The organism is Pantoea sp. ME81 (genome assembly GCF_903970985.1).
Classification (GTDB): domain Bacteria; phylum Pseudomonadota; class Gammaproteobacteria; order Enterobacterales; family Enterobacteriaceae; genus Pantoea; species Pantoea communis.
On record NZ_CAJCKS010000023.1, the window covers coordinates 1 to 15588 of the forward strand.

Genomic DNA, 15588 nt, shown 5'->3' on the forward strand with positions numbered 1-15588 from the left:
CGGACAGTTACGCCTCCATGCGACTGGAAGTGGGTTCCGCTTATACGCTGATTTTCATTCTGATGATTTTGCCGCTACTGCTGATGCTGAATGCGGTGAATCACTGGCTTAACCGCGCGGTATCGCGCCAAAACAAGGAGGCGGCATGAATCCTGCGGCCGTTACCGTGACGCTGCGCGGTTGTTCACGTCACTTCAATCACCAACTGGCATTGCATCCGCTCGATCTGACCGTGAATCCCGGGGAAACCCTGGTGTTGCTCGGGCCTTCTGGCTGCGGAAAAACCACCACCTTGCGCATCATCAGCGGGCTTGAACGCTGTGATGCGGGCGGCGAGGTGTGGTTCGACGATCGTAACGTTACCGCGTTGCCGATTGAGAAACGCAACGTTGGCATGGTGTTCCAGAACTATGCGCTGTTTCCCAATCTCAACGTGGCCGAGAACGTGGCCTACGGCTTGAAAGTGCAGGGCGTGGCGCGTGCTGAACGTGAAGCGCGCGTGCAGGAGATGCTGGAGCTGGTGGATCTCAGCGCGTTGTCACAGCGCAGCATTGATAAGTTATCCGGTGGACAGAAACAGCGTGTGGCACTGGCGCGTGCGCTGGCAGCCAGACCCAAAGTGCTGCTGTTTGATGAGCCGCTGGCGGCGCTGGATGCACGTCTGCGCGATCGCCTGCGTCTGGAAATCGGCACCTTATTGAAGAAGCTGGCGATCACCGCCGTGTACGTCACGCACGATCAGCAAGAAGCCATGGCGCTCGGCGATCGCATCGCGGTGATGGAGCAGGGGCGTCTGGTACAGATCGATACGCCACAAAATATCTATCAGCATCCCGCTTCGAAGTTTGTCGCGGATTTTGTCGGGGCGATTAACTGCGTCGATGTGGATAAGCGCGGCAATCCTCAGCGCTTCTGTCGTCCGGAAGATGTGCTACTCGCCGATGATAATCGCTACGCACGCCAGGGCTTTATCCTTGCCAGCACCTTTTTAGGCGCGTCGCAGCGGCTGATGATCGATATCGGCCTTGCAATGCCGATTCAGGTCGATCGCCATGCGCGTGAAGCCTGGCATGCCGGACAACCGGTGAGCTGGACGCTGGCGCAAGACGCCGCCCTGCAATTTTCTGCATCCTGAGGAAGAAATTCGTGTCTGAAGCATTGACGCTGATTGCGCAAATAAGTGATTTACATATCAAGGCGAACGGTCGCCTGTCGTATAAAAAAGTGGATACCCAGGCGGCGCTGCTGCGGGTCATCGACACCCTGAATCGTTTGACGCCGCGCCCGGACATGGTGGTGATCACCGGCGATCTGGTGGATTTCGGTAATGCAGAAGAGTATCAAACGCTGCGAACGGCGCTGCGACGTTTGCAACTGCCTTACATGCTGATGGCGGGCAATCACGACGATCGCCAGCAGCTACGCGCGGCGTTCCCGGATCACCACTATCTGCAACGTGGCGAAACCCTCAACTGGCAGGCGCGGGTGAAAGGGGTGCAGCTGCTGGCGCTGGACTCCAGCGTGCCGCAGCAGCCGTGGGGCTATGTGGATCAAGCGCAGTTGGAATGGCTGGAAGAACAGCTGTCACGTGAGCCACAATTGCCTACGCTGGTGATGTTGCACCATCCACCGTTGGTTTCCGGCATCGGCCATATGGATAAGCAACCGCTACGCAATCCCGACGCGCTGGCGGCGATTATCCGCCAGCATCCGCAGGTGGAACGCGTGTTGAGCGGTCATTTGCATCGTTCGGTACAGGCGCGTTTCGCCGGTACGTTAGCCTGCGTGGCGCCAGGCGTGTCGCATCAGGTGGCCTTTGATTTGTCTGAAAATGGTCCGGCGAATTTCGTGCTGGAGCCGCCGGGTTTCCTGCTACATCGCTGGCACACACAGCAAGGTATGACGACACACCAGTGCGCTATCGGCGATTATCCGGGCCCGTGGCCGTTCTATGATGCGAATGGTCTGATCGATTAGCGCCAACGTTTGCTGAATAATTACGCGTGTCAGACAGGATGGTTCGTGCTCAATCTGGTTTGCAGGTGTACAATTGGAGGTTGACTCACTAGGGGTAGCTAGTCCAACTATAATTATATTGTCAGGCACGCGAATGATGAATTTTCACACCAGGGCGGTTGCGTCATGCTGATGCGCATCCGGCCAAAAACTGACCTGCGTACGCTGATCGCGTTGCTGGCGATCACCAGTATCGTCATTACGCTCGCCAATACCTTGTACGCCACCTGGCGTGTGCAGCGTATGGTGCTGATCGAGAGCACGCTCGAAGCCAATCGCGCTTATGCCACCAAACTGGCTGCCACCACGGAAGTCTTTTTCCAGCTGGCACAGTCGCAGCTGCACTACAGCGCGACGCAGTTGGGCAAGGATTTTGATAATCCGGAACTGGCGCAGCAGGAAGTGAATCGTCTGCGTGAGCAAACCAATAGCTTCAACTCCGTTGCGGTGGTCGACACCAATGGGATAGTGAAAGCGATTTCGCCTGAGTCACTGATGCTTAAAGGCATGCAGCTCACCAGCCAGGCTTCGCGGGAAGCGCTGGCACAGCGCCAACCGATGGTGAGCAAACCCACCATCTCTGCTGCCAACAATCTGATTGTGTTTGTCTCCTGGCCGATCTGGAGCAACGAAGGACGCTACCTCGGCTATGTAGGCGGCACCATCTATCTGAAGAAGAAAAGTATCCTCAATGCCTTACTCGGTGAGCAGTTCTACCGGGATGGCACGCGCGTGTATGTATTGGATCGCAACAATCAGGTGCTTTATCACCAGAATAGCCAGCTGATTGGTAAAACCGCGCCAGAGATCGTCAGCGAGCGTCAACGCAATGAGAGCACCAATGGCGAGGTGCAGGTCAAAGAAGAAGACACGCCGAAACTGGCGGGTTACGCCATTGTGCCGACCACCGGCTGGATGGTGGTGGCGCTCAAACCAACCGACGTCACTCTGCAACCGCTCTCGGGTTTGCTACTGAAAGTGCTAAAAAACTCGGTGCCGTTTGCGTTGCTGACCTTACTGATGGCGGTGATCTTCGCCCGTCTGATTGCCTTGCCGCTGTGGCAACTGGCGCGTAAAGCCAGTCAGATGGACACCCAGGGCGTCTCGGGTGAAATTAGCGGTATTCGTGCCTGGTACTTCGAAGCCGCACAGGTGAAACGCGCCTTGCTCACCGGGATCGGACTGGTACAGGACAAAATCGGTCGGCTGAAATCGGAAGTTCAAACCGATCCGATGACCAATTTGCTTAACCGCCGTGGCCTGAGTGCGGTGCTGGATTACTTCGAAACCATGCGTCAGCCTTTTGCGGTGCTGGCGCTGGATATCGACCATTTCAAGCGGGTGAATGACAACTTCGGCCATGATGTGGGTGACGAAGTGATCAAACAGGTGGCGCGTACCCTGCGTAACAGTGCGCGCCAGACCGACGTGGTGTGCCGTAACGGCGGCGAGGAATTTCTGATGCTGTTGCCAGCCACCTCGACGGAAGAAGCGCGGGTGATTGCCGAGCGCGTGCGTTCCAGCATCGCCGAGAGCTGGATTGACCATGTTGGGCATATCACGCTTTCAGTGGGCATCGCACATTGGGAGGCCGATAACCAGCCGCAAGATGTGAGCTTGAAACAGGCGGATGCCGCACTCTATCAGGCGAAAAATGCCGGACGTAACTGCGTGATGATTGCCGGGCAGGATGCGCTGGTGAGCAGTATTACCCGCTAGTGCCTTAAGGGTCGACCAAAATGGCGACCCTATCACCAAAGTGCAGGATTTATACGGTGTTTACAGACGCACAGGATTCTGCAAAATATCCAGCCCAATATGGGGTGATTAAACAGGCGCTATTGGACCTTAGCTGCTCAGGCTTTGCCGCCTGCCCCGAAGCGCAGATCCTCATCGGGTTTCTTAAGATGCAGGTTTATGCACATCAGGTTTTCGCCGTAAATTTCTGTACAATCGTCATCCCGTTTTTGGCTTCAAGGAAGTGAAATGCTGGCTCTGCTTTTCCAATGGTACAAACGTCGCTTTAGCGATCCGCAGGCGATTGGCCTGCTGGTAATCCTGTTGATGGCGTTCTGTATCCTGTTTTTCTTCAGTGGATTATTAGCACCGTTGCTGGTCGCGCTGGTGCTGGCTTATCTGCTGGAGTGGCCAACCGTTCGATTACAGCGCCTGGGATGCAGCCGCACCTGCGCCACCAGCATGGTACTGATTGTTTTTGCCGGTATTTTGCTGGTGATGGTGCTGATTGTTGCGCCAGTGGCCTGGCAGCAGGGCATCAATTTGCTGCGTGACCTGCCGAATATGCTCAACAAGCTCTACGTCTATGCCGCCGGGTTGCCGAAGCGTTTTCCGGCGCTGGTGGATGCGGGCATCATCGATATCATCGTGGAGAATCTGCGTAGCCGCCTGACCGGGTTGGGGGAGTCATTGGTGAAGTACTCACTGGCCTCGCTAGTCGGGCTGATGACGCTGATGATCTATCTGGTGCTGGTGCCGCTGATGGTGTTCTTCCTGCTGAAAGATAAAGAACAGATGCTCAATGCTGTGCGTCGCGTGCTGCCGCGCAATCGCGGGTTAGCGGGCGTGGTGTGGCAGGAGATGAATCAGCAAATCACCAACTACATTCGTGGCAAAGTGCTGGAGATGGTCGCGGTAGGGTTTGTCACCTGGATTGCCTTCCTGGTCTTAGGGCTCAACTATGCGCTGCTGCTGGCGGTGCTGGTCGGGATTTCCGTGCTAATCCCTTACATCGGCGCTATGGTGGTCACCATTCCGGTGATTGGCGTCGGTCTGTTCCAGTGGGGCTTAGGCACCGATTTTTGGACGATGTTTATCGTTTATCTGGTGGTGCAGGCGCTGGATGGCAATGTGCTGGTGCCGATTCTGTTCTCAGAGGCGGTCAACCTGCATCCGCTGGTGATCATTCTTTCGGTGGTGATTTTTGGTGGCATGTGGGGCTTTTGGGGCGTGTTCTTTGCCATCCCGCTGGCGACGTTAATCAAGGCCGTGGTGCGCGCCTGGCCGGAAACCACGCTGGAACATCAGCAGGGGTAAACAAAACGGGTGCACATTGTGCACCCGTTTTGTTTTATGCCGACTTCAGATAATCCAGCACGATGTCGTGGTGGTTCGACGTTTTGAAGTCGTCGAAGACTTTCTCAACTTTGCCGTTGCCGTCGATCAGGAAACTGATGCGGTGGATACCGTCATAGGTTTTACCCATAAAGGTTTTCTCACCCCAGACACCGAATTCCTGGCAGACCTGGTGGTCTTCATCAGATAAAAGGGTGAAGTTCAGCACCTCTTTTTCGGCGAAACGTGACAGCTTTTCAGGCTTATCGGTGCTGATGCCCAGCACTTCCACGCCCACGGTTTTCAACGCATCCATGTTGTCGCGCAGACCACAGGCCTGAACGGTGCAACCCGGCGTCATGGCCTTCGGGTAGAAATAGACCAGAACGCGCTGTCCCTGGAAGTCGGCCAAATTTACTTGTTCGCCGTCCTGATCGGGCAAGCTAAATTTCGGTGCGGTATCACCGGCTTTCAGTGGATTCATCACAACTCTCCATTTTTTTCTTCATGCTGTGGGTAATACACCCTCGCGGCAAAAAGCACCAGCGGGTGCCACCCTCTGGGTTATTTCACTACACGGTATGCCGCAGGGCAGAGTGTGTGGAGAAATAATCCGGCGTTAGCTTACAGGGTGTTGTTGGCATCGTCGGTGACACTATAAAGACGAATTGAGCCTTGTGCATGCAGTTCTTCACACAGATTGTTGAAGGCCTGTTCAAACGGTGCGCTGGCCTGATTATCCGGGCTGTGTGCCGTCATCTGAATATACAGTGTCGGTGGGACACCTTCCTGTGCCGGGGTAATACGCGACACCAATTCGGCAATGTTCATCTGATGTTTATCGAACAGATCGGTAAAGCGCTCAATGAGATGAGGAGAATCTGGCACTTCCACCTGCACCCATACCGTGGCAGGCATCGGTGGGGTGGCGCGCGCATTAGTGCGCTTCATCACAATCAACAGTTCCAGCTCAGCCCCTTTCATCGGCAGCGTGGATTCAATCAGGGTTATCGCGTTCCAGCTCCCCGAAAGCAACATGATGAAGGTGAACTCATCGCCCAGCATCGCCAGACGACTGTCTTCAATATTACAGCCGCAGCTACTGACGTGGCGAGTGATGGTATTGACGATACCCGGACGATCAACGCCCAATGCGGTGATCACCAGATGGTGAGGCTGTGACTGCGACAAAATGGCATTTCCTGTACGTTCGCTAATAACCATAAGGTAAACATAAAAAAAACTGCTGACAAGGGCAGGAATGGCTTGGCTCGCTTGCTTTTCTTTCGAGGTAAAACGTAACATGAGGCACTTGTTTGTCGAGGGGATAGCCCATGTTCACCGGAAGTATTGTTGCGCTCATTACGCCAATGAATGAAAAAGGTAATGTCTGCCGCGAGAGTTTGAAAAAACTGATTGATTATCATGTTGCCAGCGGCACCGCGGCGATTGTTTCTGTTGGCACCACCGGCGAATCCGCTACCCTCAGCCATGAAGAACATGGCGATGTGGTGATGCAGACCCTGGAGCTGGCGGATGGCCGTATCCCGGTGATTGCCGGTACCGGCGCCAATGCCACTGCTGAAGGTATCTCTCTCACGAAGCGCTTTACCGGCACCGGTGTGGTGGGTTGTCTGACCGTGACGCCTTACTACAACCGTCCAACTCAGGAAGGTCTGTTCCAGCACTTCAAAGCGATTGCCGAAAGCACCGATCTGCCACAGATGCTGTATAACGTACCATCACGTACGGGCTGCGACATGCTGCCAGAAACCGTGGCTCGCCTGGCCGAAATTAAAAATATTATCGGAATCAAAGAGGCCACCGGGAACTTATCGCGTATTTCTCAGATCCAAGAGCTGGTTAATGATGAGTTCATTATTGTCAGCGGCGATGACGCGACAGCTTTGGACTCCATGCAACTGGGCGGCAAAGGCGTAATCTCGGTTACAGCCAACATTGCAGCGCGTGAAATGGTTGAACTCTGTGCGCTGGCGCAACAGGGTAATTTTGCCGAAGCGCGTCGCCTGAATCAGCGTCTGATGCACCTGCACCAGACGCTTTTCTGTGAACCCAATCCAATCCCGGTTAAATGGGCAGCGAAACAGCTAGGATTAATCGCGGATGACACGCTGCGCTTGCCGATGACGCCACTGACCGAAGCCGGTCAGGCGAAAACGGCTCAGGCGCTGATTAAAGCGGGTCTGCGATAAATTAGGGAGAATCAATGAGTTATTCAGTTAAGCGCTCGACGCTGGCAACCGTGGTGGGCTTGTCCACCCTGATGCTGCTAACAGCTTGTTCCAGCGATCAGCGTTATAAGCGCCAGGTCAGCGGTGATGAATCTTACCTGCAGGCGCCTGAACTGCATGATTTAAAAGCCCCGGCGGGGATGATTCTGCCTCTGCAGAATGGCGATTACGATGTGCCGCACACTGTTGCGAAGGGTGCAGTAGGTAAAGAACTGGATATTCGTCCTCCGGCTCAACCTCTGGCGCTGCTGAACGGCACGCGTGCACAGTTCACTGGTAATACCGGTGTGCTGGCGGTTGAGAGCAGCCGTGGCTCGATCTGGTCACAGGTGGTGAATGTGATGCAGTCCTACAAGTTCCCGATTGCACAGCGTGATGATGCTGGGCAGCAGCTGACCACCGATTGGGTGCAGTGGAACCGTGCGGATGAAGATAACCAGTATCGTGGTCGTTATCAGATCAGCGTACAAAACCAGAGCTATCAGCAGGTGCTGACAGTCCGTCTGCTGGAATTGCAGCAGAAAGGTGAGACGGTGACGGCTCCGGCACAGATCCAACGCTATACCGGCCAGATGTTGAACGACATCAGTACCGGTCTGGATAAGATCGACACCGCCAGTGCTGATGCCGCTGCGGGCCGCGCGACCGGGCAGATTGATGTCCAGAGCGGCGCAGATGATACCGGTCTGCCACTGCTGGTGCTGCGTTCACCGTTTAACGTCACCTGGCAGCGTCTGCCAGCGGCGCTGAAGCGTGTGGGCATGGAAGTCACCGATGACAACCGCTCGCAGGGTAGTCTGAAAGTGACCTACAAGCAGCCGGGCAGCAGCGCGTTTGACGCGATTGGTGCGAAAGATCCTGAGCTGCCAAACGGCGATTACAAATTGCAGGTTGGCGATCTGGATAACCGCAGCAGTCTGCAGTTCATTGATCCTAAGGGCCACGTGCTCACTCAGGCGCAGAACGATGCGCTGGTGGCGGTGTTCCAGGGTGCACTGAACAAATAAATTGCCAAAGGGCCGGAGATTCTCCGGCCTTTTTGTTTTGGATTTGGCATAATAGCGCCCGGCGAAGTAAACGATTGCGTCAGGCAGTCATCGCGCGGTGAAACACCGCTGAACACGGGTTCTTTCATGTTTGGAGTTAATGAGATGCAAAAGCGAGCTGAGTTGTATCGCGGTAAAGCGAAAACCGTATACAGCACCGATAATCCGGATCTGCTGGTACTTGAATTCCGCAACGATACGTCAGCAGGAGACGGTGCACGAATCGAGCAATTTGATCGCAAAGGAATGGTGAACAACAAGTTCAACCATTTCATTATGACCAAATTGCAGGAAGCGGGCATTCCGACCCAGATGGAAGCGCTGCTGTCGGATAACGAAGCGCTGGTCAAAAAGCTGGAGATGGTGCCGGTGGAGTGCGTAGTGCGCAACCGTGCGGCAGGATCGCTGGTAAAACGTCTGGGCGTGGAAGAGGGCATGTTGCTCAATCCACCGCTGTTTGATCTCTTCCTGAAAGATGACGCCAAACACGACCCGATGGTCAACGAATCCTACTGCGAGACCTTTGGCTGGGTCAGCAAAGCCAATCTGGCGCGCATGCAGGAACTGACTTTCAAAGCCAACGACGTACTGAGCAAACTGTTTGATGACGCCGGTCTGATCCTGGTCGATTTCAAACTGGAGTTCGGTTTGTTCAATGGTGAAGTGACGTTGGGCGATGAGTTCTCGCCAGACGGCGCGCGTCTGTGGGACAAAGAGACCATGGACAAAATGGACAAAGACCGTTTCCGTCAGAGCCTCGGTGGCCTGATTGAAGCGTATGAAGAAGTGGCGCATCGCCTGGGTGTGAAACTGGATTAAGTCTTCAGCGATGCCTTTTCGGTGCGCATTCCAGCGCACGGTAAACAGAGTATCGTCATAAATAAAAGGTCGTCATCGGTGACGGCCTTTTCTGTTTCTACCTTCCTGCACGTTATTTAATACGCCTCCTTTCTCTCAATCTCGCGACGCTAGCGCCGCAACGCTGGTGATTAGTGATGCCGCCAACTAAAATCATGCAAAACCTTTTAACAGGAGCGAGCCATGCGCTGGCAAGGTCGTCGTGAAAGCGACAATGTAGAAGATCGTCGCAATGATTCACCCGGATTGGGCGGCGGCGGTCGGCAAATCCGCATTCCACGCGGCAAGGGCGGCATCATTCTGCTGATTGTGGTGGCCGTGGCGGGTTATTACGGTTACGACCTCACCGCGCTGCTGGAAGGCGGCACGCCGGTGACACAACAGCAACAGCGCCCGGTGAACTCTGCGCAGGATAATGAGGATGCCAAATTCACTAAGGTGATTCTCGCCACCACCGAAGAGACCTGGGGCACGTTGTTCCAGAAAATGGGCAAACAGTATGTGCCACCTAAGCTGGTGATGTACCGCAATTACACCTCAACCAGCTGCGGCACTGGCCAGTCGGCGATGGGGCCGTTTTACTGTCCGGCGGATCAAACCGTCTATATCGATCTGTCGTTTTACGATGATATGAAAACCAAGCTGGGTGCAGGTGGTGACTTTGCGCAGGGCTATGTGATTGCCCATGAAGTCGGCCACCACATCCAGAAGCTGCTGGGCATCGAGCCTAAAGTGCGTCAGATGCAGCAGGGTGCCACTCAGACACAGGCCAATCAGTTGTCGGTGAAAATGGAGTTGCAGGCAGACTGCTTTGCCGGCGTGTGGGGCCATTATGTGCAGCAGCAAAATATGCTGGAAGTGGGCGACCTCAAGAAAGCGCTGGATACCGCAGAAGCGATTGGTGATGACCGATTGCAGCAGAAAAGCCAGGGCCGCGTGGTGCCGGATAGCTTCACACACGGCACTTCACAACAGCGCTATACCTGGTTCAAACGCGGTTTTGACAGCGGAAACCCGGGCGACTGCAACACCTTCGCCGCCAACTGATGTCGTTAGTTGATATCACCGCCGCGATGCAGCGAGCGGGTATTCGTCGCTTGTGTGTGATCGCCGGTGACGCTGACTGGGCGCCGCAGCAGGCAATGGAGTGGCGTGTAGCGCTGTCCGGCGACTGGCTGACGCTGAGCGACAGCGATGATTTCCCCCAGCGCGTGGCGCCTGCAGCCCTGCGTACGCTGCTGGGTCGTGAATTCCAGCACGCGATTTTCGATGCGCGCAGCGGTTTCCATGCGGAGGCCTTTGCGGCGTTGGCGGGCACGTTGCGTGCGGGAAGCTGGTTGTTGTTACTGACGCCGCCATGGCAAGACTGGGCCACGCAACCGGACTGCGACAGCCTGCGCTGGGCCGATGTCGCTGAACCTATCGCCACGCCTCATTTTATTCACCATCTGCAGCAGCTGATTGAACAGGATCCGCAGGTCATGTTGCAGCATCAGCATCAGCATCAGCATCAGCATCAGCATCAGCATCAGTACCAGCATGAGCATGAGCGCGCACCCGAATTGCTGCAGCAACATCAGCCTGCGCGCGCATCCGGATTACTGCATCAGCATCAACCTGAGCGCGCATCTGAATTACTGCATCAGCATCAACCTGAGCGCGCACCCGAATTACTGCACCCACACCAGCCTGCGCGTACACCTGCCTTACTGGACTTACCCGATTGGCACTGTCAGGCACCACAGCAGCAGGAGCAGATCCTGCAACAGCTGCTTAAGATGCCCTCCGGCGTGGCGGTGATTACGGCTGCACGTGGACGGGGCAAATCGGCGCTGGCGGGGATGCTGGCGAAGCATAATCAGCACTGCCTGGTGACGGCTCCGGCCAAGGTTTCCACTGAGGTGTTAGCAGCGTTTGCCGGTGAACATTTTCATTTTATGGCGCCAGATGCCATTCTCGCGATGGATGCTGAGCCGTCAGCACAGTGGCTGATTGTTGATGAAGCAGCCGCGATTCCAGCACCGTTGTTGCAGCAGCTAGTGCAGCGTTTCCCCCGTGTGCTGATGATCACCACCGTGCAGGGTTACGAAGGCACCGGGCGCGGCTTTATGCTGCGCTTCTGCGCCACCCTGCCACAGGTGCGTTATTTCCAGCTTGATGAACCACTGCGCTGGTCAGCGCACGATCCACTGGAGCAGTGGCTAAGCCAGGCGCTGTTGTTTGAGGATGCGATAGAAAGCGAAGATGGCGGCGAGATAACGATTTTCCCGGCCACGTCAGAGCAAGGCGCGCTGGAAGCGGGCTATCGTTTGCTGGCGAGCGCACACTACCGCACTTCTCCTCTGGATCTCCGCCGCATGCTGGATGCGCCGGGCATGCGTTTCTGGCTGGCAGGAGCACCGGAAAATATTGTCGGCGCTCTGTGGCTGGTGGAGGAGGGGGGGTTAGACAAATCACTGGCTGATGCCGTCTGGGCGGGGTTGCGCCGTCCACGCGGCAATCTGGTCGCACAGTCACTGGCAGCCCATGCGGGATTCGCCGAAGCCGCCACCTTGCGCTCGCAGCGTATCAGTCGCATTGCCGTGTTAGCCGCACAACGACAGCGCGGTATTGGCAGCGCGTTGGTGGCCATGGCACAGCAGCAGGCGGAAGGATGCGATTTCCTTTCGGTGAGTTTTGGCTATACCGAATCGCTCTGGCAGTTCTGGCAGCGCTGTGGCTTTACTCTGGTACGCATTGGCTCACAGCGTGAAGCCAGCAGTGGCTGCTATGCGGCGATGGCGATACGTGCCTTAACGCCCGCCGGAGAACAACTGCAGCAGCAGGCGGCACAGCGATTTGCGCGTGACGCGGTGTGGTTGCGTGACATTATTGATGTTCCCTTCAAGACGACCGATCACTCTCAGACACTGAGCGAGGATGACTGGCCGCTACTGGCAGGATTTGCCTGGGCGCAACGGCCTTATGAGGCGAGCTATGCCGCGTTGCAGCGCCTGGTGCGCGCATCACCACAACCGATACTCGAAGCCATCCTTGTGCAAAAACAACCTCTTAGCGCTGCAACACAGCAAGCAGGTCTCAGTGGTCGTAAAGCCCTGGTGCAACGCTTACGCCAGGAGACGGCTGAGGCGTTAATTCAGTGCAATACCAGCCGGGCGGAACAGTGGCAGCAGCAGTTGGCATCGTTGCAATAAATCCATTATCTCGTTCAAATTTTCCCAATATCACTCCCGCCTCAGCGGCGTATAGTGATTTGAGGAGGATCTTATGGCACTACGATATGTAATTGTTCAGCAACCGACACACGCTGCGCAGCTATTTTTGCTGTATCACGGCGTGAATGACAATCCTGATTCGATGGCGCAAGTCGGCAACTGGTTCGCCAAAGCGTTTCCGGAGGCGTTCGTTGTCTCAGTGGGTGCGCCCTATCCGGCTAGTGAGCCGCAGGGTCGCCAATGGTTTGCGGATATTCCCGCGCATGACCGCTCGGAACAGCAGGGCGTGAATGCCGTGATGCCGATGTTTGTGGAATCGGTGCGTCACTGGCAGCAGGCATCGGGTGTCCGGCCGGAAGCTACCGCGCTGGTCGGCTTTTCGCAGGGCGGCACCATGGTACTGGAAGGCGTCAAAGCCCAAGCCGATCTGGCAGGACGCGCGATTGTGTTTAGCGGTCGTTACAGCACGCTGCCGGAGCGCGTCAGCTCTCGTAATACCATTCATCTGATCCACGGTGATTATGATGATCAGATCCCGCTGGAGCATGCCGAAGCCGCAATGCAACGGTTAACCGCACTGGGTGGGGATGTGACGCTGGATGTGGTGGACGATTTGCCGCATGCCATTGATGATCGCAGCATGCAACTGGCGTTGAATCATCTGCGTTATACCATTCCGCGTCGCTACTTCGACGAGGCGCTCAGCGGGGCTAAACCGGGCGATGATGATGTCATCATGATGATGTGATGGTTGAACAGCGAGGGTTGCTCTTAACGTAACGGCGAGATAAATCGCGCAATTCTGTAGCGACTTCGCTATCAGGTGCGCGGCGCATCACGCCGCTACGTTTACAGGGAAGGTGTTAACCGCAGTTATTTTTTCTTCGGCCAGTCGTCGTCATCGTCCCATTTATCGTTAAAGTCGCGATGCGGTGGTAAATCCGGTTTATTATCCATAAACTTTTTGTGATCGATACGTTTTAAGTCTTTATAAACGTTCATTAAAATACCGACCATCAGCAGGATCACTAAGATCCACCAGTACTCTTTAAAGAATTCCATCCCATTGCTCCTTTAGCGTGCTTACTTAAGCGATCAGCTGTTCCATGATGCGCTGGTACATACGACTCAGCATCTGCAAATCTGACGCTTTCACGCACTCATTGATTTTATGAATGGTGGCATTCACCGGGCCCAGTTCCACGACCTGCGCACCCATCCGCGCGATAAAGCGTCCGTCTGAGGTGCCGCCTGTGGTCAGTAACTGTGGCTTAATTTCATTATAGTGCGCGACAGCATTTACCACGGCATCAACCAGTTTGCCGCGCGAGGTCAGGAACGGCTGACCGGAAACATTCCACTCCAGTGTGTAACGCAGCTGATGGCGATCCAGCAGGGCAGCAACACGCTCTTTGATCATCTGATCGGTGAGTTCGGTGCTGAAACGGAAGTTGAATTGTACGAAGAATTCACCGGGGATCACGTTATTGCTGCCGGTGCCGGCCTGCACGTTGGCAATCTGCATGCTGGTCGGTGGGAAGAATTCGTTGCCCTGATCCCATTCGGTGGCAACCAGCTCATTCAGTGCTGGCATCGCGCGATGCACCGGGTTATCGGCCAGATGCGGATAGGCGACATGGCCCTGCACACCGTGAATGGTGAGATTGGCGGTCATCGAACCGCGACGACCGTTTTTCACTACATCGCCAACGATTTCGGTACTGGAAGGCTCGCCCACCAGGCAGTAATCCATGCGCTCGTTGCGCGCCATCAAACGCTCAACCACTTTCACCGTGCCGTTAACCGCGCTGGCTTCTTCATCGGACGTGATCAGAAATGCCAGACGTCCTTTATGTTGCGGATTAGCCGCGACAAAACGTTCAGCAGCCACCACCATCGCCGCCAGCGATCCTTTCATGTCCGCGGCACCACGACCAAACAGCATGCCATCACGAATCGAAGGCTCAAACGGCGGGCTGATCCAGCGATTGGCATCACCCGGCGGCACCACATCGGTGTGACCGGCAAACGCCAGGGTTTCGCCCTGACCACGTGTGGCCCAGAAGTTCAGGGTATCGCCGATGTGCATCTGTTCGACCGTAAAGCCAATCGCTTCCAGACGTGCCACTAACAGCGCCTGACAACCGGCATCATCCGGACTCAGTGACGGACGACGAATTAGCTGCTGAGCCAGCTCAATGACCGGACAGAACATGTTATGACTTCTCCTGGATAAACGCGTGATAAAGGGAATCTTTGAAACCGACCAGCAAGTCACCGTTAGGGGCAGACAATACCGGACGTTTGATAATGGCAGGCTGGGCGAGCATCACGGCTTTCGCGCTGGCCGCATCGGTCACTGCTGCACGCTCCGCTTCTGGCAGATTACGCCAGGTGGTACCGCGCGTATTGAGCAGCACTTCATAGCCAAGCTGATCGATAAACGATTGCAGTAGCGCGTCATCGATGCCATCCACGCGATAATCGTGAAAACGATAGTCGGTGCCGGATTCTGCTAAATAGTTGCGTGCTTTTTTTATGGTGTCGCAATTTTTAATTCCGTACATCACCCACTGCGCTGTCATCGACTGTTCCCATCCTGTGAAAAATAAAGCGCGAGTTTACCATAGCGCTCTGCTGGCTGTGACCTCTGAGCCATCAGGCGCTGCGTTTTATTTGTTTTTTAATGATAATTTCTGCGTTATCAATTCTATTAATTAGGTCCAGTAAACGTTTTCATTAACGTCCTGAATAGTTCCTGGTGGCATCATCAGTCTCCTAAGAATTATCCTAATCGAAAAAATGTGCTACCCGAAAACGCAGGTGATTTTTCCCTGTGGTGTTAACGGCTTGCTGAAATGTGCGTCAGTACGCATTTTCGACAAATTGAAGGTTTTTTGCGCTTTTGCCGATAGTCTTGAGTGGTGGAAACGTATTCACCTGTAGAAAAAATCGGCGTAGAATCACCACTACAATAAGAGAGGGTATGATGGTCGACACCGAATTGGGGAACTGGAAAGAATTTATTGAAGCGATGTTACGTAGTAAGTAATCGCGAAGAGAAAAGCAGGGCACTCCCAACTTGCTGTAATTCAATCCAAATAACAACGGGGCTGCGAATATCGCGGC

General features: G+C 55.0%; 17 protein-coding genes and 1 pseudogene. 13 read left to right on the forward strand and 5 right to left on the reverse strand.

The window, feature by feature from the left end:
* From H7A81_RS27635 to H7A81_RS06460, 6 genes and pseudogenes are all read left to right on the forward strand, one after another.
* Positions 1–149: pseudogene (locus tag H7A81_RS27635) on the forward strand (ABC transporter permease); the annotation flags it as partial.
* The gene (locus H7A81_RS06440; RefSeq protein ID WP_045814894.1) at positions 146–1135 is read left to right on the forward strand and encodes an ABC transporter ATP-binding protein; all 990 of its coding nucleotides are present in this window, start codon (positions 146–148) and stop codon (positions 1133–1135) included. The pseudogene H7A81_RS27635 and the gene H7A81_RS06440, both read left to right, overlap by 4 nt.
* A gap of 11 nt (positions 1136–1146) precedes the next feature.
* Entirely contained in the window at positions 1147–1977 is an 831-nt protein-coding gene (locus H7A81_RS06445) for a phosphodiesterase (RefSeq protein WP_182057038.1), read from the forward strand.
* A 165-nt stretch (positions 1978–2142) separates the two neighbouring features.
* Positions 2143–3735 carry a sensor domain-containing diguanylate cyclase gene (locus H7A81_RS06450; RefSeq protein WP_182057039.1) on the forward strand — a complete coding sequence of 531 codons (1593 nt, stop codon included), beginning with the start codon at positions 2143–2145 and terminating at the stop codon, positions 3733–3735.
* A gap of 56 nt (positions 3736–3791) precedes the next feature.
* Entirely contained in the window at positions 3792–4001 is a 210-nt protein-coding gene (locus H7A81_RS06455; protein WP_182057040.1) for a hypothetical protein, read from the forward strand.
* 1 nt (position 4002) lies between these two features.
* Positions 4003–5070 carry an AI-2E family transporter gene (locus H7A81_RS06460; RefSeq protein WP_034825758.1) on the forward strand — a complete coding sequence of 356 codons (1068 nt, stop codon included), beginning with the start codon at positions 4003–4005 and terminating at the stop codon, positions 5068–5070.
* A 34-nt stretch (positions 5071–5104) separates the two neighbouring features.
* On the opposite strand, the gene bcp is transcribed toward H7A81_RS06460, so the two are convergent.
* Both bcp and H7A81_RS06470 read right to left on the reverse strand, forming a co-directional pair.
* The gene (bcp, locus tag H7A81_RS06465) at positions 5105–5572 is read right to left on the reverse strand and encodes a thioredoxin-dependent thiol peroxidase (protein WP_034825761.1); all 468 of its coding nucleotides are present in this window, start codon (positions 5570–5572) and stop codon (positions 5105–5107) included.
* A gap of 140 nt (positions 5573–5712) precedes the next feature.
* Positions 5713–6279, reverse strand: coding sequence for a glycine cleavage system transcriptional repressor (locus H7A81_RS06470; RefSeq protein ID WP_220458100.1), 567 nt, complete (start codon positions 6277–6279; stop codon positions 5713–5715).
* Positions 6280–6422: 143 nt separating this feature from the next.
* On the opposite strand from H7A81_RS06470, the gene dapA reads away from it, so the two are divergent.
* The 6 genes from dapA to ypfH all read left to right on the forward strand — a co-directional run bounded on the left by dapA (position 6423) and on the right by ypfH (position 13207).
* The gene (gene dapA, locus H7A81_RS06475; protein WP_034825765.1) at positions 6423–7301 is read left to right on the forward strand and encodes a 4-hydroxy-tetrahydrodipicolinate synthase; all 879 of its coding nucleotides are present in this window, start codon (positions 6423–6425) and stop codon (positions 7299–7301) included.
* 14 nt (positions 7302–7315) lie between these two features.
* A complete protein-coding gene (gene bamC, locus H7A81_RS06480) occupies positions 7316–8347 on the forward strand; it encodes an outer membrane protein assembly factor BamC (RefSeq protein WP_182057042.1) in 1032 nt (343 codons plus the stop codon).
* A 144-nt stretch (positions 8348–8491) separates the two neighbouring features.
* Entirely contained in the window at positions 8492–9205 is a 714-nt protein-coding gene (gene purC, locus H7A81_RS06485) for a phosphoribosylaminoimidazolesuccinocarboxamide synthase (RefSeq protein ID WP_034825771.1), read from the forward strand.
* 222 nt (positions 9206–9427) lie between these two features.
* Positions 9428–10291, forward strand: a complete 864-nt coding sequence (locus tag H7A81_RS06490; protein WP_058959102.1) for a neutral zinc metallopeptidase — start codon at positions 9428–9430, stop codon at positions 10289–10291.
* A complete protein-coding gene (locus H7A81_RS06500) occupies positions 10291–12438 on the forward strand; it encodes a tRNA(Met) cytidine acetyltransferase TmcA (protein WP_255478894.1) in 2148 nt (715 codons plus the stop codon). The genes H7A81_RS06490 and H7A81_RS06500 overlap by 1 nt, the downstream gene beginning before the upstream one ends.
* Before the next feature lie 73 nt (positions 12439–12511).
* Positions 12512–13207, forward strand: a complete 696-nt coding sequence (ypfH, locus tag H7A81_RS06505; RefSeq protein ID WP_182057043.1) for an esterase — start codon at positions 12512–12514, stop codon at positions 13205–13207.
* Positions 13208–13332: 125 nt separating this feature from the next.
* Here the strand turns inward: ypfH and H7A81_RS06510 are convergent, their stop codons facing one another.
* Genes H7A81_RS06510 through H7A81_RS06520 form a run of 3 tightly spaced genes read right to left on the reverse strand, consistent with a single transcriptional unit; the run spans position 13333 to position 15044 of the window.
* Positions 13333–13521 (reverse strand): YpfN family protein, encoded by a 189-nt coding sequence (locus H7A81_RS06510; protein WP_034825779.1) that lies wholly within the window; start codon positions 13519–13521, stop codon positions 13333–13335.
* Positions 13522–13546: 25 nt separating this feature from the next.
* Positions 13547–14674, reverse strand: coding sequence for a succinyl-diaminopimelate desuccinylase (gene dapE / locus H7A81_RS06515; protein ID WP_034825781.1), 1128 nt, complete (start codon positions 14672–14674; stop codon positions 13547–13549).
* A 1-nt stretch (position 14675) separates the two neighbouring features.
* Positions 14676–15044: an ArsC family reductase gene (locus H7A81_RS06520; RefSeq protein ID WP_034825783.1), complete on the reverse strand. Its 369-nt coding sequence runs from the start codon at positions 15042–15044 to the stop codon at positions 14676–14678.
* A gap of 404 nt (positions 15045–15448) precedes the next feature.
* Between H7A81_RS06520 and ypfM the strand changes: the two genes are divergently transcribed.
* Positions 15449–15511 carry a protein YpfM gene (gene ypfM, locus H7A81_RS27955; protein WP_141399026.1) on the forward strand — a complete coding sequence of 21 codons (63 nt, stop codon included), beginning with the start codon at positions 15449–15451 and terminating at the stop codon, positions 15509–15511.
* Positions 15512–15588: the final 77 nt, after the last annotated feature.